The following is a 21,669-nucleotide window of genomic DNA, read 5'->3' on the forward strand; positions in this document are numbered from 1 at the left end:
AAGATGTCGAAAATCTACAATAGCGCAGCATGGCGGCTGCGTAGCCTTGGTTGCACATTCAAACCGAGGAGTGACCACCATGCGCATGAACTACGAAGCTGCCGCCCCCGACGTGATGACGGCAATGATCGGGCTGGAAACCTACCTGGCGCGCCAGAGCCGCCGCGAGGACGGCGTCGACAAGCCGCTGATGGAGCTGGTCAAGATCCGCGTCTCGCAGATCAACGGGTGCGCCTACTGCCTTGACATGCACACCAAGGACGCCCGCGCCCTCGGCGAAACCGAGCAGCGCATCTATGCCCTGAGTGCCTGGCGCGAAACCCCGTTCTTTACCGACCGCGAACGCGCCGCGCTGGCCTGGGCCGAGGCCAACACCCTGTTGCCCCAGGGCGTTTCGCAACAGCTGTTCGAGGAGGTGCGTGAGTATTTTTCCGAAGCCCAGCTCGCCAACCTGACCCTGGCGATCGCCACCATCAACGCCTGGAACCGCTTCGGCGTGTCCTTCGCGCCGGTGCCGGGCAGCTACCAGCCGGGGTAGGGCGGATGCCTGCCGCCACTCGGCCGGAAGGTCGGGCGGTCAGGGCTTGATCTGCTGGTTGCCCATGGCGCAGAAGCTCTGTGCCTGCCGTGCAGCCGGCAGCGCGCGCAGCCGGCTCATGCATTGGGCCTGGCTTGGCGTCCGTTCCACGCTGAGCATCGCGTTCTCGTCGACAGCGATCAGGTAGGGCTGGTTGTAGCGCGGGCCATCGTGCCAGCTGCTGAACTGCAGGTCGCTGAAGGCGCAGCGATAGTGCATATGGCCGGCGAAGCCCTTGAAAAGATCGTTCCGGAAGATGTGATGGTATTTCTGCCAGTCACGCGCGCGCTGGCCCTCGCGCACCGCTTCGCGGCAACCCTCCAGTTCGGTGATATCCGCTTCATGTAAAAACGCGCTCTGTGCCAGGCTGGTGCCGTCCAGCTGCACCGTGGCGACCAGATAGACCCGCTGTTCGGCCGCCTGTGCCGCCAGCGCCATCAGCAAACCCAGCGTCAACATCCCTGTTCTGATCAATCTGCAATGCTCCTGAAGGGCCGTTTCGTCGAGGACCGCACCCTAGCCGAGGAGCGCGTCGGGAAACAAGCGTGCGAGTGGCCGGAAAAGGGCGCCGATCGAGGAGATGAACTCCATTGTCGGCTGCTGTCGAAATCAGTGTGTCCAGCGCGTTCGCTCATACGAGGAAATGAAATGTTGCAAGCCCATCGCGGCATCCGGCTAACGCTCGGCGGCTTTGCTGTAAATTGGTCTGCCATTGGCAATGAAATCCCCCTTACATGACCCTCCTGATAGCGTTCGCTGTCTTATCCATCCTCGTTTCATTCATCTGTTCGATCCTCGAGGCCGCACTGCTCTCGCTGACACCGAGCTTTATCGCGCATCAGAAGACGACCCGTCCGAAGCTGTACGAGCGCCTGAAAGAACTGAAAGACAAGGTCGACCAGCCGCTCGCGGCCATCCTGACCTTGAATACCGTCGCCCACACCGTTGGCGCGACCGGTGTCGGTGCGCAGGTCACCGTGGTATTCGGCAACGGCTATGTCGGTATCGCCTCGGCGGTGATGACGGTGCTGATCCTGGTGCTTTCGGAAATCCTGCCCAAGACCATCGGAGCGCGTTACTGGCGCACGCTGGCGCCTTACCTGCCGCCTCTGTTGAACGGCATGATCCTGGTGCTCAAGCCCTTCATCTACCTGTCCGACATGATCATGCGGCTGGTCGGTGGCAAGGAGCCGGAACACGACATCCGCCAGGAGATCAAGGCGTTGACGGTGCTTGGTCGCGAGAACAAGAGCCTCGACGAGGACGAGCAGCGCGTCATCAGGAACATCCTCGACCTGCACGAGATCAAGGTCCGTGACGTCATGACACCGCGTACGGTGTGCGACTACACGTCGCCGGAGACCAGCATTGGCGCATTCAAGGAGCAGGTTGCCGACAGCCAGTTCTCGCGCTACCCGGTGATCGGCGACAACGAGAGCCCGCTGGGTGTGGTGTTCCGCTATGACGCCCTGTCAGCGACCGATGACGAGGCGCCGGTCTCGACGATCATGAAGCCGATGAAGGTCGCGCCGGAAATGACCAGCGTCGAAAACCTGATGACTCAGCTGCTGCATGAGCGCCAGCACATGTGCCTGGTCTACGACGAGTTCGGCAGCTGGCGCGGCCTGGTGACGCTGGAAGACATCATGGAAACCATTATCGGCCAGCCGATCATGGACGAAACGGACGACATCCCGAACATGCGCCGCTTCGCTAAGCGCCGCTGGGATCACCGTATCAAGCGCGCCCGCGACAGCTGACCGAGCATGCGGAGCGGGTCTGCCGCTCCGCATGAAGCTGCCGGATCTCAGCGCTTGACCGTCCCGAGCCGCATGAAACGCGTCTCGCCGCTGGCATCCTCGACCCCGTCGTTATCGGTGACGACGAACAGGCGGCCCTGCTTGTCGACCGCCGCACCTTCGACCTTGTCCAGCACCCAGCCACCGGTGCTCTTCAGATCAGGTAGCAGATCGCGGTCCAGACGCTTGCTTGCGAGCGGGAAGCGCTGACCTTCGGCGGCGGGCTGCAGGCCATTCAGGTCGATGCGGTACAGGCGCTTGATCTGTGCCGCCGGGCCCTGCTGGTTGTCGCGCTCGATCACCAGGAACTGGCCGTTGCCGATTGAAGTGAGCTCGGACAATCCGACCCAGCCGCCCTCGGCTGCGGCGTCGAGCGGGTAGTGGATAAAGCCCCATTCACCAGTGCCCGGGTTGAACACGCCGATGCGCACCCGCCCGGCGGGGTCGCTCTTCCACTCGCGTTGAAAGGCCACGTAAACGCGGGTGCTGGCGCCTTCGCCGACCACCGCGACGCCCTCGAAACCGTTGCTGGTCTGCTGGGCGACGACTTCCGCGGGCAGGGCGAACTCGTCCAGTACTTCGCCCCTGGCGTTGGCGCGGATCAGCAGGTTGGGCCTGGCCTTGCCGTTACCTTCCGAAGCCAGCCAGAAATCGCCATTGCTGGCCTGGGCGATGCCTTCCAGATCGTAGTCGACGCTCGTGCCAGCCTTGCGCAGCTCGATCTGGCGGTCGATCAGTGCCGGTGTCTGGCTGGTGTCGACGCTGAAGATCCGCGACGCCTTGTAGTAGCTGTCCGGCACCGCATAGAGGCGGTCTGACTGGCTGCGGTCCGCGACCAGGCCGCTCAGCGCGCCCCAGGAGATCAGGTCGCGATCAGTGGAGCGGATCTCCGGGTAAGGTGCGGTCTTGGCACCGTACTGGTAGATCGAGAGCGTCGACCGGTAGCCGTCCTCGGCCGAGTCTTCTTCACTGCTGACCACCAGCAGGTTGCGCGACGGGATCGGCAGGATGCCCTCCGGCCCCAAGCCTGTAGGCAGCAACTGATGCATCACCGGCGCCCAGGGGCGAGCCACGTCGTAGACGGCGACCGCATTGCCGCGCTCGCTGCCGACGAACAGCAGGCTGTGCTTGCGGAAACGCGCCGCGGCGATGCCCTCCGGCTCGATGCCCTTGTTTTCCGAGCGGCTTTCCGGGTAGTGCCCGGCGCGGATGAAGGCGTGTTCCAGCGAGGCGCCGGCCTCGTGCCAGACGTGGCCGTTGTAGTCGAACAGGGTGAAGCTGCGGCTGCCGCCTTCGTCGCCTTCGGCATCCTCGTAGTCGCCCTCGTTGGCGGTTGCCAGCAGCGGCCCGACCCAGGCGATCGAATCCGGCTCGCGACGCTTGCCAGCAAGCACGCCGACCGGTTCGATGCGGTCGTTCTCCTCGACGTCCACACCTTGCAGATCCACCTGGCCGGCGCTGAAGTGGCGCATCACCCGGCCACGGCGCAGGTCGACCAGCACGATGTGGTTGTTTTCCTGCAGGGTTACGGCGGCCACGTCCTGGTCGTTGATGCTGACGTACTCAGGCTCCGGATCACCCGGCGCGACCTCGGCTAGGCCGGTCAGGTCGACGTCCCGCGTGCGCCAGCGCGACGGCTGACCCTTGAGGTCGACGATGCGCAGAAAGCCGGCCGGCAGCTGTGGGATCAGCCCGTCGTTGAGGTCCTCGTCGCGCTCGTTCTCGATCGCCACCGCGGCATAGCGGCCCCTCGGGCTGATGGCGATGGAATCCGGCTGGCCACCCATGGTCAGCGTGGCGACGCGTTTGGGTTGCGCCGGATTGCGAATGTCGAACACCGCCAGCACACCATCGGGCTGGGTGAAGCCGAGCGAGGTGTTCACCGCGACCAGCGCGTAGTGGCGATGTACGGCGACCGAGGTCGGTTCGCCTTCCAGCTGGATAAAGCCCGCCGGCTGCGGCGATTTCGGATCGCGAATGTCCACCAGACCGATGCGCTCGCCAGGGCTGTCGGTGTAGATCAATGTGCGGCCGTCGCGACTCACCGCGGTGATCTCGGCGACGGTCTGCCGGGTGGCATCCTCATCGCTACCCAGGTTGCGAAAGACCGGGAAGGTCGCGACCCGCTCGAAGTAGTCTGCGGCGCGGAGAGGTGCCGCCTGCGAGGCCAGCGGCAACAAGGCCAAGGACAGGGCAGTGGACAATACGGTGCGGGTCAGGCGGGTCGGAGTTCTCATGCGGGCCTCGGCGGTCAGTGTGGGGGACAGCCAGAACACGCTAGGGCCGGATTGTTACGTGGCGGTGACGGCGAGGAGGTCGAGCATTACGGGAGGAGATGCGGGTGGCATCGGTTCTGCGTTGGCGGCGCGCTGGTTATCGCGCCGCTGTCAGACGGATACCCGTGCAGGCTCAATCCACGGCCGGCGCCGCTTCGTACAGCTCAAGCGGCAGGCCGTCCGGGTCCGCGAAGAAGGTGAATCGGCGACCGGTGTACTCATCCAGCCGAATCGCTTCTACCGCAATGCCCTGACGCTCCAGCCATGCCTTGCACTGCGCGACGTCATCCACAGCAAACGCCAGGTGCCGCAATCCCTGTGCCTCCGGTCGTGAAGGGCGTGGCGGCGCATCGGGAAAGGAAAACAGCTCGAGCTGAGCGCCATCCGGCAGCGCTAGGTCGAGTTTGTAGGAGCGACGCGCCTCGCGGTAATGCTCGGCAATCACCGTCAGCCCCAGCGTTTCGGTATAGAAGCGCTTCGACACGGCATAGTCCGAGCAGATGATCGCGACGTGGTGGATGGAGCGGAGCATGCGCAAGGTCCAGCGGGAATTGTCGGGTAGAGACTGTCAGGAAAGGCGAGCGTTCGACGAGCCGGATCGTTACATCTCGTTCGGTTCTCTGCCCTGGAGGCCCAGCGCAGTCACCGTCAATAGAATCAGCCCCCTGCCCAGGATCTGCAGCGCTGCCAGGCTCTCATCCAGTACCACGACGCCGAAGAGCGAAGCGGTTACCGGCTCGACCATCGCCACGATGGACGCCACAGCCGGTGCGGTATGTCTGAGCCCGACGATGTAGAGAATGAAGGACAGCCCTGCGCCGACCACACCCAGAACGATGAACAGTGGCCAACTCGGGGCGCCTGGCACCGACGCTGCCTATTGCGCGTCGCTCATCGAGGCGAGTATGCCAACGAGCACCGCGAACGCTATGACGAGAATCGCCTGAGGACTGCCGTGGGGCGCCGCGTACTTGAACGCAACAATGAAAGCCGCATAGGACAAACCTGATAGCAGGCCGGCTCCGGCTGCCACGAGCGTAATGTCGCTCGCGCCGACGTCATGGATACCGGTCAGCAAGATGACGCCGAGCATCACCGTTGCGATTGCTGCCCATTTGAACAGCGTCGGCCTTTCGAGTCCGAACGCGAAGGATGCCAGGTAGACGAACACCGGCGCTGAGTACATCAAGGTCGCTGCCACCGCAACGCTGCCCTCGGCGATGCTCAAGAAGTAAAAAGAGAAGTTGCCCGCTACGCCGATGCCGGCGATTACCGACCAGAACCACAGCCTGTGGCTCGTCATTCCACTGCCGGCCGGGCGTAATGCCAGCCAGATGAGCACGCACACGAGGCCGATCAGGCCCCGGTAGAGCGAGACTACGGTGGGACTCCAGCCCTCGCTAATGAGGATGCCGCCTATCCCACCCGATAGTCCCCAGCAAAGTGCCGCAAGCACCACCAATAGCGCGCCCAGGCTTGCCGGTTTCCCCTGAGTTCTTCCATTTGTTCGCGGCGAGCGCTGCGCCATAAGGTCATCCTATGCCTTCGAGAAAGCCGCAAGGGACCAACCTGCAGCGCCCGCAGGGGCGCATGACGAGCAGGTCGGTAACCGCGCGGTCACCGGCCTGCTACTCGTCACTGGTTGCGCGTCACCCGCCAGACCACATTGGCCAGGTCGTCCGCGACGATCAGCGCACCGCTCGGGTCGACGGTCACGCCCACCGGTCGGCCGCGGGTTTTGCCGTCCTCGCGGAAGCCGGTCATGAAGTCGATGGGTTCGCCTGCCGGGCGGCCATCGCGGAACGGCACGAAGACCACCTTGTAGCCGGACGGATCTTCGCGGTTCCAGCTGCCGTGCTCGCCGACGAACGCACCTTCGGCGAACTGCGCGCCCATGACGTCCGAGGAAAAGTCCAGGCCTAGTGCGGCGACGTGGGCGCCCAGTGCGTAGTCCGGCGTGATCGCCTGCTTGACCTTGTCCGGGTCCTGCGGGCGCACGCGGTCGTCGACGTTCTGGCCCCAGTAGCTGTAGGGCCAGCCATAGAAACCACCTTCCTGCACCGAGGTCAGGTAGTCCGGCACCAGATTTTCGCCCAGCTCGTCGCGCTCGTTGACCACCGACCACAGCTGGTCGGTGCCGGGCAGTATCGCCAGGGCCGTGGGGTTGCGTAGGCCGGTTGCGTAGGGTTTGTAAGCGCCGGTTTCGGTGTTGATCTGCCAGATCATGGCGCGGTCGACCTCGGCTTCCATCCCGCGCTCGGTGATGTTGCTGTTCGAGCCGATGCCGACGTAGAGGTACTGGCCATCGGGGCTGATGGTCATCGCCTTGGTCCAGTGGTGGTTGATCTCCGAGGGCAGGTCAACGACCTTGGTCGGCGGACCGCTGGCTTCGGTCTGACCTTCCTCGTATTTGAAACGCACCAGTTCGTCCTGGTTGGCGACGTAGAGGTTGCCGTCGTGGAAGGCCAGTCCATAGGGGGCATTGAGTTCATCGGCGAAGACGTTCTGCATTTCGTAGCGGCCGTCGCCATCGGCGTCTCTCAGCAAGGTCAGCCGGTTACCGCTTTTGACCGACGTGTTGCCCTGCGCCTTGATGTAGCCGGCGATCACGTCTTTCGGTTTCAGCTTGGCTGCATTGCCGCCACGACCTTCGGCCACAAGGATGTCGCCGTTGGGCAGCACCAGGGTCTGTCGCGGGATCTGCAGGTCGGTGGCTATCGCCGTCACGCTGTAGTTCTCCGGCACCGAGGGGGTCGCATCGCCCCAAGGCGTTGGCTCGGCGATCTTCATGCTCGGCAGCAGCCCGCGGTCGGGTTCCGGCAGTTTGGGGTTGGCACCGTACAGGCTGGCGGCGCCCTGCTCATCGCCACCACAGGCGCTTAGCAACAACGCGATGGTCAGCGCGGAGAGTGCATTGGTGTGCTTCATGCTTCACCTCCGTCTCGCAGGTTGGAAAGGCCGATCCACGCGGCGGCGCAGGCCAGCAGCGTGACGATCACCGAGAGCACCAGGCCGGTCGGCATGACTGCCCAGGCATCCTTGGCGTGCTGCAGTGCATTGATGAAGCCGAGTACCCAGGTCGCCACGAGCAACAGCAGATAGATCAGCGGTCGCCCTGCCCTGTGCTTGGCCTTGATCAAGTTGACGACCGCGAACAGGATCGCCAGTCCGCAGAACACCAGCCCGCCGGCGATCAGCCAGGAGGCGAAGTTGCTCCATTGAATCTGGTAGCTGCGAAAGTAGGCGACGTCGCTCAGCAGTGCGCCGAGAAACAACGGCACGCTCCCGGCCAGTAGGATCGAGTGCAGCGGATGCGGCACATGGCGGGAAACGCTGTGAGTGGTTTCTGTGGTGCGGTGGGTAATGACGGTCACAAGGAACTCCTCATTGCTTTCGACCAGCCCTGCGCGGCGCGGATCGCTCTGAAGGTGCTTAAGAGGGGATCGTGTCGTCGGGCCGTTAGTTCACTCCTATCGCTGAGCGGCGGGGCTGACCTCGGCTGCTGCAGCCCTCGCCCGCTTTTCGTGCTTCATGCACAAACCAAGTGCTCCGAACCGGACCATTTGATCCGTTATTTCCCCGCCATAACGCTAAGCCACTGATCCACAAGCGAATCGATCCGGTGGCACGCTTTCTGCTCTCTCCTCGCTGTCGCCCGGCGTGCACGCGGGCGGCGGCGTCACGCATACAGAGAAGCGCCCGCGCCATCGGCGACGCGCTCGTTACCCGCCTTGCGTCAGAGGAGTGCGTCACCCATGACTCTGCAATACGTTCCCATCATCGACCTGGCGCCGTATTTCGCCGGTACGCCGGAGGGCAAGGCCCAGGTGGCCAAGGCCGTGGACCAGGCCTGTCGCGACATCGGCTTTCTGGTCATCACCAATCATCAGATCCCCAGTGAACTGATCGAGCGCGTGTCGCGGCTGACGCGGCAGTTCTTCGCCTTGCCGTTGCCGGAAAAGCGCAAGGTCGACCGGCCCAGCCCGGAAATGGTGCGCGGCTACAGCGCCATCGCCGAGGAGAGTCTGTCGTACTCGCTGGAAGAGGCGTCACCGGGTGATCTCAAGGAATCCTTTTCCATCGGCCCCAGCGATGTGCCGGCTGAGGACTACTACCGCTGCGCCGCTGCCGGCCCGCATTTCGCGCCGAACGTCTGGCCCACCGGCATCGCGGGTTTCGAGCAAACCTATCGCGAATACTTCGCTGCCATGAGCGAGCTGTCGCAGTCGCTGATGCGCATCTTCGCCCTGGCACTGGAGCTGCCGGAAACCTTCTTCGACGACAAGATCGACAAGCACATCAGCATGTTCCGCAGCCTCAGCTATCCGGACGTGAAGGGCGCGGTCGAACCCGGACAGTTGCGCGCCAGTGCCCACACCGATTACGGCAGCCTGACCATCGTCAAGCCGGACAACGCGCTGGGCGGTTTGCAGGCACGCAACCGTCAGGGCGAATGGGTAGACGTGCCCTACGTGGAGAACGGCTTCGCAGTGAACATCGGCGACCTGATGATGCAGTGGACCAACGATCAGTGGATTTCCACGCTGCATCGGGTGATCAACCCGCCTGAGGACAGCCCTGCCGACAACGGGCGACAGTCACTGGTGTTCTTCCACCAGCCCAACTACGACGCGCTGATCGAGTGCCTGCCGGGATGCCTAGCCGCGGGCGAAGCGCCACGCCACGCGCCGGTCACCTCCGGCGACAACCTGCTCTCCAAGTTCGTCAAGCAGACCACCTTCGGCAAAGGCCTGGAGGTCGCATGAGCACGCTTTCCTACGTCAACGTTTTCGCCCGCGACATCGAAGCGCTGAGCGGCTTCTACCGCGAGCTGTTCGGCTTCCGGAACATTCCCGAGATCGCCTCGCCGATCTTTCGCGGGTTGGATACCGGCAAGAGCTGCATCGGCTTCAACGCGCCGGAAGCCTATGAACTGCTGCATCTGGACGAATTCGCCGACACCCGCGGCTGCAAGTTCCTCCTGAACATCGACGTCGATTCGAAAGAGGAGGTCGAGCGGCTGGTACCCATCGCCGTCGCCATGGGCGCGCGGCTGATCAAGGCGCCCTACGAGACCTATTACCACTGGTATCAGGCGGTGCTGCTGGACCCGGAAGACAACGTGTTTCGCATCAACCACATGCTTTGACGTGCCAACCTCAGGAAGACCAAAAATGCTCAATCAGATGAAACGGACCTTGTGTGCGGCGGTGGCTCTCGGCCTGGCGACGACTGTTGGCGCCGCCTCGGCGAAGGAAGGGCAAGGGCTGACCCTCGATAAACCGGCGAAGATCGCCATGCTCTACATCAGCCCGCGCAATGACGGTGGCTGGACCCAGGCCTTCGACGAGGCGCGGCAGAAGCTCGAAGCCGAGCTGGATACCAAGATCCAGTACGTCGAAAGCGTGCCGGAGAACGCTTCATCGATCCGCCCGGCAGTGGACCGGCTGATCCAGCGCGGCGCCAACGTCATCATCGGCACCGCCTTCGGTTATTCCGACACCTTCAAGGAGCTGGCCGCCAAGTATCCGGACGTGGCCTTCCTCAACGGCTCGGGCACCACCAACAGCGCCAACCTCGAATCCTTCTACGGCCGCACCTACGAAAGCCAGTACCTGTGCGGCATGGCCGCCGGCGCGGCGTCGAAGACCGGCAAGCTCGGTTTCGTCGCGGCCAACCCCTTCGGTCAGGTGAACTGGACGGTCAACGCCTTCGCCCTCGGCGCCCAGGCGATCAACCCCGACGCCACCGTCACCGTGGTCTACACCGGCGCCTGGAACGATCCGGTCAAGGAGCGCGCCGCGGCGATGGCGCTGATCGATGCCGGCGCCGACGTGCTCGGCCAGCACGTCGACAGCCCGACGCCGCAGATCGTCGCCCAGGAGCGCGGTGTGCATGGCACCGGTCACCACCGCGACATGCGCGAATTTGCCCCGGACGCCACCGTCTGCTCGTCGGTCTGGGTGTGGGACAGGTTCCTCGCGCCGGAGCTGAAGAAGATCAGCGCCGGCAACTGGACGCCGCCGGAGAACGGCGCGCTGCTGTCCATGGCCGAAGGCGGTACCGATGCAGCCTGCTGTGGCCCGGCGGTCTCCGAAGCGGACAAGGCGAAGATCATGGCCGCCCGCGAAGCGTTGCTCAAAGGCGAGATGCAGATCTACGCCGGCCCGATGCTCGACCGTGACGGCACCGAGCGCATCGCCGCCGGTGAGGTGATGGCCGACCCAGCGCTATGGCAGATGGACTGGTTCGTCAAGGGAGTGACCACCCAGCAATGAGCAACCTCAACGCGATCCAGCTTTCCGGGGTCAGCAAGTCGTTCGACGGCTTCATGGCCCTGTCCCAGGCGGACTTTACCGCCAGGTGGGGCGAGGTCCATGCGCTGCTCGGCGAGAACGGCGCGGGCAAGTCGTCGCTGATGAACATCGCCGCCGGCCTCTACGCACCGGAGAGCGGATCGCTGTTGATCAACGACAATGCGGTGCGGCTCAGCGGCCCGCGGGATGCCAGCCGCTACCACATCGGCATGGTTCATCAGCACTTCAAGCTGGTGAAGCCCTTCACCGTGGCCGAGAACATCCAGCTGGCGCTGCCCGAGGGGCCGGGCAACCACGCCTTCTCGGGCAGCCATCGCCAGCGCCTGGCGGCTTTGGAGCAGCGGATCAGCGACAAGGCGGCCGAGCTGGGTTTCAGCATCGACCCGCGCAAGATCACCGAGTCGCTTTCGGTGGCCGAGCAGCAGCGGGTGGAGATTCTCAAGGTGCTGCTGGCCGGCGCGCGCATCCTGATCCTCGACGAGCCGACGGCGGTACTGACCGACGGGGAAGCCGAACGCCTGCTGGAAACGGTGCGCGCGTTCGCCCGCCAGGGCGCGGCGGTGATCCTGGTCACCCACAAGATGAGCGACGTGAAACGCTTCGCCGACCGCGTCACCGTGATGCGGGGCGGTCGCACCATCCAGACCCTCGACCCGCAGACGGTATCGGTGCCCGAGCTGGTGCGCCTGACCGTGGGTGATTCCGCGCCGGCCAGCGAGTATCAGCCGGCGACACCGGGTGAGGTGCGGCTGCAGGTGCGCGATTTGCGTTCGACCGGGGCAGGCGGACACGGCGCGCTAAATGGCGTGACGCTGAGCCTACGTGCCGGCGAGATCTATGGTGTCGCTGGAGTCGGAGGCAACGGCCAGAGCGAACTGGCCAACGTGCTGATGGGGTTGCCGGAGCCCTGCCAGGGCACGCTGGACTTGGCGGGCTTCGGCGACTTGCGCCGGGCCAGCCCGGAACAGCGGCGCCAGCTGCGCATCGCTGCAATCCCTGCTGACCGCTACGGCACCGCGCTGGCTGGCGAGCTCTCGGTGGCCGAGAACTTCGGTGTCGGGCAGATCCACAGCGGGCGCTATGGCTCGTTTTTCAATCTGCGGCGCAAGCGTCTGGAGGCCGATGCTGCTGAGGCGGTGGCCGGGTTCGACGTGCAGGGCGTGCGCTCGCTGAAGCAGAAGGCCGCGCTGCTTTCCGGCGGCAACGCGCAGAAACTGGTGATCGCTCGCGAGTTCTCCCGCGATCCGCAACTGGTGCTGGTACACAGCCCCAGTCGCGGGCTGGACGTACGCGCCACCGCCGCCGTGCATGCCCGCCTGCGTGCAGCGCGGGATGCCGGCGCAGCGGTGCTGGTGATCAGCGAAGACCTCGATGAGGTGCTGGCCCTGGCCGATCGCATCGGCGTGATGAGCGGCGGGCGCATCGTCGCCGAATTCGACCGGCCCGCGGATCGCCAGGCCATTGGTAGGGCGATGGTCAGTCATGGGGAGCTGAGCCATGGCGAGTTGAATCTAGAAGGGGTAAACCATGAATGAACAGGTACGCCCCGTGATGCTCGAGCAGGCCACGCAGGCGGCCGAGCGCCCGAAACAGCCGCTGCTGTCGCGGCGTTACGCACTGGAGATCCGCCAGCAACTGGCCTGGCATTGGCAGGCTGCGATCATCGGGCTCGCCCTGTTGCTGGGGCTGGGCATCTCCGCCGCAATCCTGATCGCCGCTGGCGTACCGGCCGGTGAGCTGCTCAATGAGTTTGTCATCCTCACGGTATTCGATGCACAGAGCCTGAAAGCGGTCTTGTTTCAGGCATCGCCGATGATCCTCGTCGGCTTGGCCGGCTGCATGGCCTTCCGCGCCAGGTTCTGGAACCTCGGGCTTGAGGGTCAGATGATCTGGGGCGCCATCGGTGCCACGGCGGTCTCACTGTTCGAGGTCGGCCCTCCCGCGCTGCGCCTGCCGCTGATGCTGGCCGCGGCCGTTTTCTGCGGCCTGCTCTGGGCGCTGGCGCCGGTGCTGCTCAAGCTGCGGCTGAAGGTCAACGAGATCATCTCGACACTGATGCTCAACTACCTGGCGATCAATTTCCTGCTGCACCTGCTCTACGGCAGCTGGAAAGACCCGAAGAGTTCGTTTCCCTATTCGCCGCAGTTTCAGCCGTTCGAGCGCCTGCCCGAACTGCTCGAGGGCATCAGTGCCGCGGTGCCGCTGGCGGTGGTCGTCGCGTTGCTGGCGCTGTGGTTTCTCGGCATTTCCCGCGCCGGGTTGTACCTGCGCTTCGTCGATGCCAACCCCCGGGTGGCGGGCGCGGTGGGCGTGCCGGTGCAGAAGATGATCATCGGCACGGTGCTGATCTCTGGCGCCATGGCCGGGATCGCCGGGTTTCTGGTCACGGCGGGGCAGGAGGGGCGGCTGACCCAGTCGTTCTATCAGGGCTACGGCTTCTCCGGCATCCTGATTGCCTTTCTCGCGCGCAACAATCCGCTGGCCGCGTTAGTGGTAGCACTGCTGATGGCGATGCTCTTCGTCGCCGGGCGCAGCTTGCAGGTGTTCTACCAGATCCCCTTTTCCATGGTGCAGCTCATCCAGGCAATCCTGGTGATCTGCGTCGCCTCCTCGGATTTCTTTATCCGCCACCGTATCCGCCGCGTTCAGGGAGGCGAAAGCTGATGGACATGATCGCCAACTGGCTCGGCAACACACCGGACTTCGCCGTACCTTTTGCCCTCGCGGCGCTGGGGCTGATTCTTACGGAACGCGCCGGCGTGCTGGCCCTCGGCGCCGAAGGGCTGATGTTGGTCGGTGCGTTGGCCGGTATCGGCGCGCAGCTGGCTTACGGCACGCCGGGCATCTCCCTATTCCTGGCCATGGTTGCAGCAGCGGTGGTGTCGTTGCTGTTCGCACTGATGGTACTGGTGCTGCGGATCAACCAGGTGATCGCAGGGTTGGCGCTGGTGTTCTTCTGCCAGGGGCTGACCGGGCTGCTCGGCACGCTGCTGGACTGGACCAACAAGCCGGTGAAGGGATTGGGCGCGGTCGAGCTGTGGCCGCTGTCGGAGTCGCCGCTCGTGGGCAAAGTCTTCGTGCAGAACCCGCTGGTGTTCATGACGCCGCTGATCTTTCTCGCCGTGGTCTGGTTTCTTACCCGCACCACCACCGGTCTGCGGATGCGTGCGGTGGGTGAAAACCCCCAGGCGGCCGACGCAGCGGGCATTTCCGTGCTCGGTTATCGGCTGGTGGCGATTCTCGCTGGCTCCGCGCTGATAGGCCTTGCGGGCGGCTATATCTCGGTGCTCAGCACCAAGTTGTGGATTGCCGACATGACTGGCGGCCGCGGCTGGATCGCCGTGGCGCTGGTGATCTTCGCCCGCTGGTCACCCTGGAAGGCCCTGGCCGGTGCGCTGCTGTTCGGCTGCATCGAGGCGCTGATCCCGCATCTGGCCGCTGCCGGGGTGCGTCTGCCGCAGTACTTCGTGCTGATGACGCCCTACGCCGTGACCCTGGCGGTGATGATCTGGGTTGCCAGCGGCAAGAACGTTTCCGGCAATCAGCCGGGCGCACTGGGTATTCCCTTTATCCGCGAGGAGCGCCGCTGAAGGTCACGGCGCTCATTGCGCCGGGCTCTGGTCGCTGGAGCGGCAAGTGATCTCCGCGTAGGGCTCGTCCGGCGAATAGTCCCCAGGCACCCGCTCGGTGCGCTGGGTATTTGGCGCGACGGTGAAAACCGGCGACGCCGAGGTATCCGAGCGCGCGTCATTCGGTACATGGAACTCGCAGGTGATCTGGCCGCCTGTGCGGTTCATCACCTTCACCGCCCGCACGCCAAGCAGCTGGCCTTCGACCCCTTCGGATTTGGCCGGCACGCCCATCGGACTGATCTCCACATCGAGGCCGTTGAGGTGGGTGACCACTTCCGGCGGCGGCGTTTGTGCGAACGCCAGCGGGGCACAGAGCGCCAGACCGCAGGCGAGAAATAGCTGCTTGCTCATTGAAACCTCCAATATTCGGTCCCCGTTAGAAGAGCTGGCCGGGGGTCGGTTCGATCGCTGCGCCAATCAATGATTGCAAATGATTAGAAGCGTCAAAAAAATGGTTGGCATGATTTGTGATGGCTCAAAGCCATGATTGATCTTGCCGTGCCATTTGCGCCGTGTTGAACTGCAGCCGTCGCCAATGTTATGTGCACTCCTTCCGAGGGTGGCTGAAGTGACTAGGTATCTGCTTCTGGCGTTGCTGGCATTTGCAGGTGGTGCAGCGGCAACGGCCGATGTAACGCTCGAGCTCGACGCAGCCGAACGCGACTGGCTGGCCGGCAACCGCTCGGTCAGCATCTGTGTCGACCCGGACTGGCTGCCGTTCGAGATGCTCAATGCCCGCGGGGAGCATGAAGGGATCGCTGCCGATCTGCTGCGCCTCGTTGCACAACGGGCGGGGCTGCAACTGGATATCGTGGCGACCAGCGACTGGGGCCAGTCGGTGGCATTCTCCCAGGCCGGCCGCTGCCAGCTGCTCAGCTTCCTCAACCAGACGCCCGTGCGCGATACCTGGCTGATCTTCACCCAGCCGCTGTTCACCGACGCCAACGTGGTCATCGCGCGGGAAGATCATCCGTACGTGGCCGATCTGTCTGCTCTCGATGACGTGACCGTCGCGCTGCCGGTCGGCACCTCCGTCGAGGAAAGCGTGCGGCGGGACTTTCCCCGGTTGCGCGTCATCAGCACCGACACGGATGCCCAGGCGCTGGCGCTGGTGAACGAGCGCAAGGCCGACCTCACCGTGCGCTCGCTGACCGTGGCTGCCTACACCATTCGCCGCGAAGGCTGGTTCAATCTGAAGATCGCCGGGCAGCTGACGAGTCTCGACAATCAGTTTCGCATCGGCGTGCTGAAGAGCGAGCCGGTGCTGCGCGACATCCTGGACAAGGCGATCGCGACGATCACGCCGGGCGAGCTGAACCAGATCGCCAACAGGCATGCGCCGATTCGCGTCGAGTCGGGCACCGACTACCGTCTGGTCGTGCAGATCGTCGTGGTCTTTTCGGTGATGCTGCTGACCAGCCTGTTCTGGATCGGCCGGCTGCGTCGGTTGAACGAGCAGCTGCAGGTCAAATCGCAGACCGATCCGCTCACCGGCCTGGCCAACCGCGCCGCCCTGGATCGGCGTTTCGCCAGGGCGCTGGAGCAGGCGCGGCGTTACAGCCGGCCGCTGTCGATCGTCATGCTGGATATCGACCACTTCAAATCCATCAACGACGAGTTCGGTCACCAGATGGGTGACCGCGTGCTCAAGGAGTTTGCCGATCTACTGGTTGGTTGCCTGCGCGGCAGTGATGCCGTGGGCCGCTGGGGTGGCGAAGAGTTCCTTCTGCTGTGCCCGGAAACCAGCAGCCAGCAGGCCGCGGCGTTTGCCGAGCGCCTGTGCGAGCAGTCGCGGGCGCTGTCTTTCAGTACTGGCCAGACGCAGACCCTCAGCGCCGGTGTCGCCGAGCTAAACGCGACGGACACAGTGGACAGCCTGCTGCGCCGTGCCGACGCCGCGCTGTATCGGGCCAAGCATGAGGGCCGGGACCGCGTCTGCTGCCATGCGCCGGACGAGCAGGCAAGCTGAGTGGCGGTGCTCAGTGCTTGCCGGGTTTGCGTAGGCGCACGTAGAGGTCCTTGCCGCCGGTGGCGCTGCTGCCCCGTGATTCCAGGTCGAAGCGCTTGGGCTGGTTGGCGATCAGGTCGCTGAGCTTCTTGCAGCCATACAGCCGCGGATCGAAGGCGGGGCGGAGCTTGCTGATGTTCTGTCCGAGGGTGCCCAGCTGAATCCAGTCGTCCTCCTCGGACAGGTCGTCGAGCACCTTTGCGATAAAGTCCACCGGTACCTGCTGACATTTGATGGTGTCGCCCTTGTCGCCGGCCTTCGGCGGCTTGCTGGTTTCTTCCACCTGAGCGGCGGCTGCGGCGAGCTTTTCCGATGAGGGTGGCTCGGATGTCGTTTTGGCGGCATCGGCGCGCAGGATTTCGGTGTAGATGAACTTGTCGCAGGCAGAGACGAAGGGCGAGGGCGTCTTCTGCTCACCAAAGCCATACACCGTCAGGCCCTCTTCGCGGATGCGTGCGGCCAGACGAGTGAAGTCGCTGTCGCTGGAAACCAGGCAGAAGCCGTCGAAACGCCGCGTGTAGAGCAGGTCCATGGCGTCGATGATCAGCGAGCTGTCGGTGGCGTTCTTGCCCGAGGTGTAGGCGAACTGCTGGATCGGCTGGATCGAGTAGTCGAGCAGCACCTTCTTCCAGCTGCCGAGGTTGGGTTTGGTCCAGTCGCCGTAGATGCGCTTGACGCTGGCGACCCCGTATTTGGCGATTTCCTCGAACAGCCCTTCGACGATGGCGGCGGGCGCGTTGTCGGCGTCGATCAGCACGGCGAGGTGCTTCTGCTTGTTCGAACTGTTGGGCTTGCTGGCCATGCTTCTTCCCTGGACTGGAGATCGCCCGACCATAACGCCGACCACCGTGCCCTGGCCATAGCGGCGTGCTGCCAACGCCTGCCGAACTCGGTTAGCATGCGCGGCTTTGATCACATGGATTGCGGTGCATGGAACAGCGAGGCACGCTGAAAAGCTGGAACGACCAGAAGGGCTTCGGCTTCATTCGCCCGGAGCAGGGCGGTGAGGATGTCTTCGCGCATATCTCGGCCGTGCATGGTGAGCGTCGGCCGCTGGTTGGTGATCGTGTGCTCTACGTGTCGGGGCGCGATCCCCAGGGCCGGCTACGTGCCGAGCATCTGCGGCTGGATGCGCCGCTGACGCTGGACCAGCCAGCGATTCGCCAGCGCCCGGGCAGTCAGCGCAAGCCGGCCGAGCAACAGACCCGTCCGCGCGCGACGGCGCGGGCCGCTGGCAAGCCTGCGCGCCAGTTGGTCGCCGGCAACATCCAGCAGCTTCCCCTCAAACTGGTGCTGTTCGGGCTGCTCTGTCTGCTGCCGTTGGCGGGCAGCCTCCTGCGCCTCGGTGCGGTGTTGCCGTTGGCGATCTATGCCGTCGCCAGCCTGCTGACCTTCGTCCTCTACTGGCGCGACAAGCACAGCGCGCTGAAGGATCGCTGGCGCACACCGGAAACCACACTGCATTTCTTCGAGCTGGCCGGCGGCTGGCCGGGTGCGCTCGTGGCGCAGCAGGTCTTTCGCCACAAGACCCGCAAGCTGAGCTATCAGCTGGCGTTCTGGCTGATCGTGGTGCTGCACCAGGCGTTCTGGATCGATCTGCTGTTCGTTGGTAGCGGCTTTACCCGCGAGCGGCTGGACTGGCTGTTGCGGCTGCTGTGAAACGCGAAAGCCCGGCGAATGCCGGGCTTCGGACGAGCATTGCGGCTCAGACTTTTCTGACGAACTCGGACTTCAGCTTCATCGCGCCGATGCCGTCGATCTTGCAGTCGATGTCGTGGTCGCCGTCGACCAGGCGGATGTTCTTCACCTTGGTGCCGACCTTGACCACCAGCGACGAGCCCTTGACCTTGAGGTCCTTGATTACCGTGATGGTGTCGCCATCCTGCAGCGTGTTGCCTACCGAGTCCTTGATCACCTTGTCGCTTTCGCTCGCGGCAGCCGCGCCGTCGGTGGCGGACCACTCATGGGCGCACTCGGGGCAGACCAGCATCTGGCCGTCTTCGTAGGTGTATTCGGAGTTGCATTTGGGGCAGGGTGGCAGCGAGCTCACGGCAGATCCTCAGGGGGCGGGATGCGGAAAGCCGTGCATTGTATAAGGTTTTGTTACAAATTTGGGGCCGCCGTGGAATCCAGGCTGGCCGGATTCCACGTGGTTTCACGGGGTAGCGCTTACTTCACGGCGGTGAGGCGCTCGTTACCAGCGCGTAGCTCGCTGTAGCGATGTTCCAGTTCGCGGCGGATTTCGCGGCGCTGGTAGGCCTGGGCGAAACGACGCTGCTGTTCAGGCGTCTTCGGGTTGAGCGGCGGTACCGCTACCGGTTTGCCGTCTTCGCCGAGGGCGACCATGGTGAAGAAGCAGCTGTTGGTATGGCGCACGGTCTTCTCGCGAATGTCTTCGGTGACGACCTTGATGCCGATCTCCATCGAGGTGGTGCCGGTGTAGTTGACCGAGGCGAGGAAGGTGACCAGTTCGCCAACATGCACCGGCTGGCGGAACACCACCTGATCCACCGAGAGGGTGACGACGTACTGCCCGGCGTAGCGGCTGGCGCAGGCGTAGGCGACCTCGTCGAGATACTTGAGCAGCGTGCCGCCATGTACGTTGCCGGAAAAATTGGCTTTGTCCGGCGTCATCAGCACGGTCATGGTCAGCTCTGCATGTCCATCTAGCATGGGGGTTACGGCTCCTCGGTGGTGAAGGGTTGCTACTTTAGTCGAATGCCTCCTTCCTGTCTGGCGTTTCCAGCAAAACGCTTCATCGATTTTTTCTATCGTCAATGCGGCAAAGGCGCGCACTTCTGTCATTTGGCGGAAAAAGCGCCAGCTACGGCATGAGTGTCATATTGCTGTCCTCAGGTCCGGCGGCGACATGTGACGCGGCTCACGGATGGCGCCGGCGCCTCGCACAACAGCACTTTTGTTGACCTGTGCCGGGGTCCGCTGGCCTCGCGCTTTTTATAGTCGGATGCCCAAAAAATCCTAATGGCCTGTGCGGTGAGTGGGTCGAGGCAAGATCGGATGAACATGGCTCCGAGACAAGGCGCTGCGACACAGTATCGGGGCCATGGGCGCCGAAATTGACCAACTGAACCCTAACAGGCCACTAACTACTTCAAGTAACGGATGCCTCCTCATGCGTACGCTCGCTCTTGCCCTGCTCGCCTGCTTCGTTCCGCTGACTCATGCCAGCGAGGCGGCCATCGAGCGCTTCAACCAAATCATGGCCGACGAGCAGCGGCGCGAGCAGGCCAGCCTGGCCGGTCAGGAACGCGCCGTGTTCTGTTCCTACTGCCACGGCGAAACCGGCAACAGCAAGCGCAAGCACATTCCCAATCTTGCCGGGCAGAATCCGCGATACCTGTTCCATGCCTTCGAGAAGTTCGCCAGCGGCGAGCGCACCGACTTTGTCATGTCCAAGCTGGCGCAAAACCTGAGCATGGAGGAGCGGGTGAACATCGCAGTGTTCTTCAGCCAGCAGAAGGTCAATCCGCCCGAGGGCCCGGTGAATGCTGCGTTGCGCGGAAGCGGTGAGAAGATCTTCCAGACCACCTGCACCGGTTGCCACGGGGCTCATGCCGAAGGCATGGAGACCATGCCGCGCCTGGCCGGGCAGCCCGACGAATACATCCGCAAGGCGCTGACGCGTTTCCGCGAGAACGACCCGAGCCGCGCCGGCTCGGTAATGATTGGCGTCGCCGCGCAGCTTTCCGCGGCGGACGTGGAGGCGCTGGCGGCCTATCTGTCGCAGCTGAAGCTGACGCCGGCCGAAGAGATGGCCAACATCAACCGCTTGCGCAAGACAACCGCGGCCGCTCAATAGCGCTGAATCTGCGCCGGCGTGCGGCGCATCAGCACCTCACCGTTGCGCACCGAGAGCAGGGCATGGCCCTGGGTGCGCAACATCTCGTAGTCGTCCGGCGCCGACAGCACCAGCAGGCTGGCCGGTCGCCCCACCTCCAGCCCGTAGCGCTCGCCCAGGTTGAGGGTGCGTGCGCTGTTGTCGGTGATCAGGTCCAGGCAGCGCTTGAGGTCCTCGTAGCCGAGCATGTGGCAGATGTGCAGCCCCGCCTCGAGGATGCGCAGGATGTTGCCGTTGCCCAGCGGGTACCAGGGGTCGACGATGGAATCCTGGCCGAAGCAGACGTTCATCCCGGCGCGGTCGATCTCGGCCACGCGGGTCAGGCCCCGGCGCTTGGGGTAGGTGTCGAAGCGGCCCTGCAGGTGGATGCTCTCGGTCGGGCAGGAGACGAAGTTGATCTTCGACAGCTTGAGCAGGCGGAACAGCTTGGAGCAGTAGGCGTTGTCGTAGGAGCCCATTGCCGTGGTGTGGCTGGCGGTGACCCGCTCGCCCATCTCGCGTACCCGCGCCTCTTCGGCGAGCACTTCGAGAAAGCGCGACTGCGGGTCGTCGGTTTCGTCGCAGTGCACGTCCACCAGGCAGCCCGTGCGTTCGGCCAGGTCCATGAGGAACTTGATCGAGCTGACGCCCTGGTCGCGGGTGTTCTCGAAGTGCGGAATGCCGCCGACCACATCGGCGCCCATAGCGATCGCCTCGGTCATCAGCTCGCGACCGCCCTTGAACGACTCGATGCCCTCCTGCGGAAAGGCGACGATCTGCAGGTCGATCAGGTGACGGGTTTCCTCGCGCACCTCGAGCATGGATTTGAGCGCCGACAGCGTCGGGTCGGTAACGTCGACATGGGTGCGCACATGCTGGATGCCATGATCGACCAACATGTCGATGGTTTTCTTCGCCCGCGCCTTGGTGTCTTCGTGCGTCACCAGCGCCTTGCGCTCGCCCCAGCGTTCGATGCCTTCGAACAGCGTGCCGCTCATGTTCCAGGCCGGCTCGCCGGCGGTTAGCGTGGCGTCCAGATGAATGTGCGGTTCGATGAAGGGTGGCACCACCAGATTGCTGGCGGCGTCGATGTCGCCCTCGTTGGCTTCGGCTGGCGCCTGCTGCGCGCTGATGGCGGCGATGCGCGCGCCGTCCAGTTCGATGCGGTACAGGCCGCTGCGGCCGCGCAGGCGTGCGTTGAGGATGTTCATAATGGCTCCTT

The 21,669-nt window shown here is 64.1% G+C and carries 23 protein-coding genes; 11 read left to right on the forward strand and 12 right to left on the reverse strand.

Features of this window, described 5'->3' with window-relative positions; translation table 11 throughout:
- Window positions 1-79 precede the first annotated feature (79 nt).
- On the forward strand, window positions 80-538 hold the full coding sequence (locus LW136_RS03365) for a carboxymuconolactone decarboxylase family protein (RefSeq protein ID WP_228208213.1): 459 nt from the start codon (window positions 80-82) through the stop codon (window positions 536-538).
- A gap of 39 nt (window positions 539-577) precedes the next feature.
- On the opposite strand, the gene LW136_RS03370 is transcribed toward LW136_RS03365, so the two are convergent.
- Entirely contained in the window at window positions 578-1,036 is a 459-nt protein-coding gene (locus LW136_RS03370) for a hypothetical protein (RefSeq protein WP_014819117.1), read from the reverse strand.
- A 275-nt stretch (window positions 1,037-1,311) separates the two neighbouring features.
- Between LW136_RS03370 and LW136_RS03375 the strand changes: the two genes are divergently transcribed.
- Window positions 1,312-2,337 carry a CNNM domain-containing protein gene (locus LW136_RS03375; RefSeq protein WP_179485695.1) on the forward strand — a complete coding sequence of 342 codons (1,026 nt, stop codon included), beginning with the start codon at window positions 1,312-1,314 and terminating at the stop codon, window positions 2,335-2,337.
- 47 nt (window positions 2,338-2,384) lie between these two features.
- On the opposite strand, the gene LW136_RS03380 is transcribed toward LW136_RS03375, so the two are convergent.
- From LW136_RS03380 to LW136_RS03405, 6 genes are all read right to left on the reverse strand, one after another.
- On the reverse strand, window positions 2,385-4,613 hold the full coding sequence (locus tag LW136_RS03380) for an esterase-like activity of phytase family protein (RefSeq protein ID WP_234174669.1): 2,229 nt from the start codon (window positions 4,611-4,613) through the stop codon (window positions 2,385-2,387).
- Between the two features lie 172 nt (window positions 4,614-4,785).
- A complete protein-coding gene (gloA2, locus tag LW136_RS03385) occupies window positions 4,786-5,184 on the reverse strand; it encodes an SMU1112c/YaeR family gloxylase I-like metalloprotein (RefSeq protein ID WP_234174670.1) in 399 nt (132 codons plus the stop codon).
- 69 nt (window positions 5,185-5,253) lie between these two features.
- Window positions 5,254-5,520 (reverse strand): EamA family transporter, encoded by a 267-nt coding sequence (locus LW136_RS03390; RefSeq protein WP_234174671.1) that lies wholly within the window; start codon window positions 5,518-5,520, stop codon window positions 5,254-5,256.
- A 9-nt stretch (window positions 5,521-5,529) separates the two neighbouring features.
- Window positions 5,530-6,180: a DMT family transporter gene (locus tag LW136_RS03395; protein WP_234174672.1), complete on the reverse strand. Its 651-nt coding sequence runs from the start codon at window positions 6,178-6,180 to the stop codon at window positions 5,530-5,532.
- Between the two features lie 107 nt (window positions 6,181-6,287).
- The gene (locus LW136_RS03400) at window positions 6,288-7,580 is read right to left on the reverse strand and encodes a PQQ-dependent sugar dehydrogenase (protein ID WP_234174673.1); all 1,293 of its coding nucleotides are present in this window, start codon (window positions 7,578-7,580) and stop codon (window positions 6,288-6,290) included.
- A complete protein-coding gene (locus LW136_RS03405) occupies window positions 7,577-8,026 on the reverse strand; it encodes a DUF2231 domain-containing protein (protein ID WP_234174674.1) in 450 nt (149 codons plus the stop codon). Before LW136_RS03405 ends, LW136_RS03400 begins: the two co-directional genes overlap by 4 nt.
- 381 nt (window positions 8,027-8,407) lie before the next feature.
- On the opposite strand from LW136_RS03405, the gene LW136_RS03410 reads away from it, so the two are divergent.
- From LW136_RS03410 to LW136_RS03435, 6 genes are read left to right on the forward strand one after another with little or no spacing between them, the layout of a single operon-like run.
- Window positions 8,408-9,418: an isopenicillin N synthase family dioxygenase gene (locus tag LW136_RS03410; RefSeq protein WP_234174675.1), complete on the forward strand. Its 1,011-nt coding sequence runs from the start codon at window positions 8,408-8,410 to the stop codon at window positions 9,416-9,418.
- Entirely contained in the window at window positions 9,415-9,801 is a 387-nt protein-coding gene (locus tag LW136_RS03415) for a VOC family protein (RefSeq protein WP_234174676.1), read from the forward strand. The genes LW136_RS03410 and LW136_RS03415 overlap by 4 nt, the downstream gene beginning before the upstream one ends.
- Window positions 9,802-9,826: 25 nt before the next feature.
- Window positions 9,827-10,930: a BMP family ABC transporter substrate-binding protein gene (locus tag LW136_RS03420; protein WP_234174677.1), complete on the forward strand. Its 1,104-nt coding sequence runs from the start codon at window positions 9,827-9,829 to the stop codon at window positions 10,928-10,930.
- Window positions 10,927-12,504 (forward strand): ABC transporter ATP-binding protein, encoded by a 1,578-nt coding sequence (locus tag LW136_RS03425; RefSeq protein ID WP_230357704.1) that lies wholly within the window; start codon window positions 10,927-10,929, stop codon window positions 12,502-12,504. The genes LW136_RS03420 and LW136_RS03425 overlap by 4 nt, the downstream gene beginning before the upstream one ends.
- Window positions 12,497-13,633, forward strand: coding sequence for an ABC transporter permease (locus LW136_RS03430; RefSeq protein ID WP_230357703.1), 1,137 nt, complete (start codon window positions 12,497-12,499; stop codon window positions 13,631-13,633). Before LW136_RS03425 ends, LW136_RS03430 begins: the two co-directional genes overlap by 8 nt.
- Window positions 13,633-14,559: an ABC transporter permease gene (locus tag LW136_RS03435; RefSeq protein ID WP_230357702.1), complete on the forward strand. Its 927-nt coding sequence runs from the start codon at window positions 13,633-13,635 to the stop codon at window positions 14,557-14,559. The genes LW136_RS03430 and LW136_RS03435 overlap by 1 nt, the downstream gene beginning before the upstream one ends.
- A 12-nt stretch (window positions 14,560-14,571) precedes the next feature.
- Here the strand turns inward: LW136_RS03435 and LW136_RS03440 are convergent, their stop codons facing one another.
- Window positions 14,572-14,952, reverse strand: coding sequence for a hypothetical protein (locus LW136_RS03440; protein WP_230357701.1), 381 nt, complete (start codon window positions 14,950-14,952; stop codon window positions 14,572-14,574).
- Window positions 14,953-15,169: 217 nt separating this feature from the next.
- Between LW136_RS03440 and LW136_RS03445 the strand changes: the two genes are divergently transcribed.
- Complete coding sequence (locus tag LW136_RS03445; protein WP_230357700.1) at window positions 15,170-16,570, forward strand: diguanylate cyclase domain-containing protein; 1,401 nt, start codon at window positions 15,170-15,172, stop codon at window positions 16,568-16,570.
- A gap of 10 nt (window positions 16,571-16,580) precedes the next feature.
- On the opposite strand, the gene LW136_RS03450 is transcribed toward LW136_RS03445, so the two are convergent.
- Window positions 16,581-17,411, reverse strand: coding sequence for an NYN domain-containing protein (locus tag LW136_RS03450; RefSeq protein WP_014819131.1), 831 nt, complete (start codon window positions 17,409-17,411; stop codon window positions 16,581-16,583).
- Between the two features lie 128 nt (window positions 17,412-17,539).
- Here LW136_RS03450 and LW136_RS03455 point away from each other — a divergent pair, with 128 nt between their 5' ends.
- The gene (locus LW136_RS03455; RefSeq protein WP_104099072.1) at window positions 17,540-18,268 is read left to right on the forward strand and encodes a DUF1294 domain-containing protein; all 729 of its coding nucleotides are present in this window, start codon (window positions 17,540-17,542) and stop codon (window positions 18,266-18,268) included.
- 46 nt (window positions 18,269-18,314) lie between these two features.
- Here the strand turns inward: LW136_RS03455 and LW136_RS03460 are convergent, their stop codons facing one another.
- Together LW136_RS03460 and LW136_RS03465 are read right to left on the reverse strand one after the other, a co-directional pair.
- Window positions 18,315-18,659, reverse strand: coding sequence for a zinc ribbon domain-containing protein YjdM (locus LW136_RS03460; protein ID WP_023445042.1), 345 nt, complete (start codon window positions 18,657-18,659; stop codon window positions 18,315-18,317).
- 119 nt (window positions 18,660-18,778) lie between these two features.
- Window positions 18,779-19,282: an acyl-CoA thioesterase gene (locus tag LW136_RS03465; protein WP_042927133.1), complete on the reverse strand. Its 504-nt coding sequence runs from the start codon at window positions 19,280-19,282 to the stop codon at window positions 18,779-18,781.
- A gap of 460 nt (window positions 19,283-19,742) precedes the next feature.
- On the opposite strand from LW136_RS03465, the gene LW136_RS03470 reads away from it, so the two are divergent.
- Entirely contained in the window at window positions 19,743-20,429 is a 687-nt protein-coding gene (locus LW136_RS03470; protein WP_230357699.1) for a c-type cytochrome, read from the forward strand.
- Here LW136_RS03470 and codA read toward each other — a convergent pair.
- The gene (codA, locus tag LW136_RS03475; RefSeq protein WP_230357698.1) at window positions 20,423-21,658 is read right to left on the reverse strand and encodes a cytosine deaminase; all 1,236 of its coding nucleotides are present in this window, start codon (window positions 21,656-21,658) and stop codon (window positions 20,423-20,425) included. The genes LW136_RS03470 and codA overlap by 7 nt on opposite strands.
- Window positions 21,659-21,669 lie beyond the last annotated feature (11 nt).

It is taken from the genome of Stutzerimonas kunmingensis (assembly GCF_021432085.1).
In the GTDB taxonomy this organism is placed as follows: Bacteria; Pseudomonadota; Gammaproteobacteria; order Pseudomonadales; family Pseudomonadaceae; genus Stutzerimonas.

Bases quoted from the DNA above. Each gene is read 5' to 3' on its own strand.
- LW136_RS03365 (WP_228208213.1), top strand. From the start codon at position 80: ATGCGCATGAACTACGAAGCTGCCGCCCCCGACGTGATGACGGCAATG.
- LW136_RS03370 (WP_014819117.1), bottom strand. From the start codon at position 1,036: ATGTTGACGCTGGGTTTGCTGATGGCGCTGGCGGCACAGGCGGCCGAA.
- LW136_RS03375 (WP_179485695.1), top strand. From the start codon at position 1,312: ATGACCCTCCTGATAGCGTTCGCTGTCTTATCCATCCTCGTTTCATTC.
- LW136_RS03380 (WP_234174669.1), bottom strand. From the start codon at position 4,613: ATGAGAACTCCGACCCGCCTGACCCGCACCGTATTGTCCACTGCCCTG.
- gloA2 (WP_234174670.1), bottom strand. From the start codon at position 5,184: ATGCTCCGCTCCATCCACCACGTCGCGATCATCTGCTCGGACTATGCC.
- LW136_RS03395 (WP_234174672.1), bottom strand. From the start codon at position 6,180: ATGGCGCAGCGCTCGCCGCGAACAAATGGAAGAACTCAGGGGAAACCG.
- LW136_RS03400 (WP_234174673.1), bottom strand. From the start codon at position 7,580: ATGAAGCACACCAATGCACTCTCCGCGCTGACCATCGCGTTGTTGCTA.
- LW136_RS03410 (WP_234174675.1), top strand. From the start codon at position 8,408: ATGACTCTGCAATACGTTCCCATCATCGACCTGGCGCCGTATTTCGCC.
- LW136_RS03415 (WP_234174676.1), top strand. From the start codon at position 9,415: ATGAGCACGCTTTCCTACGTCAACGTTTTCGCCCGCGACATCGAAGCG.
- LW136_RS03420 (WP_234174677.1), top strand. From the start codon at position 9,827: ATGCTCAATCAGATGAAACGGACCTTGTGTGCGGCGGTGGCTCTCGGC.
- LW136_RS03425 (WP_230357704.1), top strand. From the start codon at position 10,927: ATGAGCAACCTCAACGCGATCCAGCTTTCCGGGGTCAGCAAGTCGTTC.
- LW136_RS03430 (WP_230357703.1), top strand. From the start codon at position 12,497: ATGAATGAACAGGTACGCCCCGTGATGCTCGAGCAGGCCACGCAGGCG.
- LW136_RS03435 (WP_230357702.1), top strand. From the start codon at position 13,633: ATGGACATGATCGCCAACTGGCTCGGCAACACACCGGACTTCGCCGTA.
- LW136_RS03440 (WP_230357701.1), bottom strand. From the start codon at position 14,952: ATGAGCAAGCAGCTATTTCTCGCCTGCGGTCTGGCGCTCTGTGCCCCG.
- LW136_RS03450 (WP_014819131.1), bottom strand. From the start codon at position 17,411: ATGGCCAGCAAGCCCAACAGTTCGAACAAGCAGAAGCACCTCGCCGTG.
- LW136_RS03455 (WP_104099072.1), top strand. From the start codon at position 17,540: ATGGAACAGCGAGGCACGCTGAAAAGCTGGAACGACCAGAAGGGCTTC.
- LW136_RS03465 (WP_042927133.1), bottom strand. From the start codon at position 19,282: ATGCTAGATGGACATGCAGAGCTGACCATGACCGTGCTGATGACGCCG.
- LW136_RS03470 (WP_230357699.1), top strand. From the start codon at position 19,743: ATGCGTACGCTCGCTCTTGCCCTGCTCGCCTGCTTCGTTCCGCTGACT.
- codA (WP_230357698.1), bottom strand. From the start codon at position 21,658: ATGAACATCCTCAACGCACGCCTGCGCGGCCGCAGCGGCCTGTACCGC.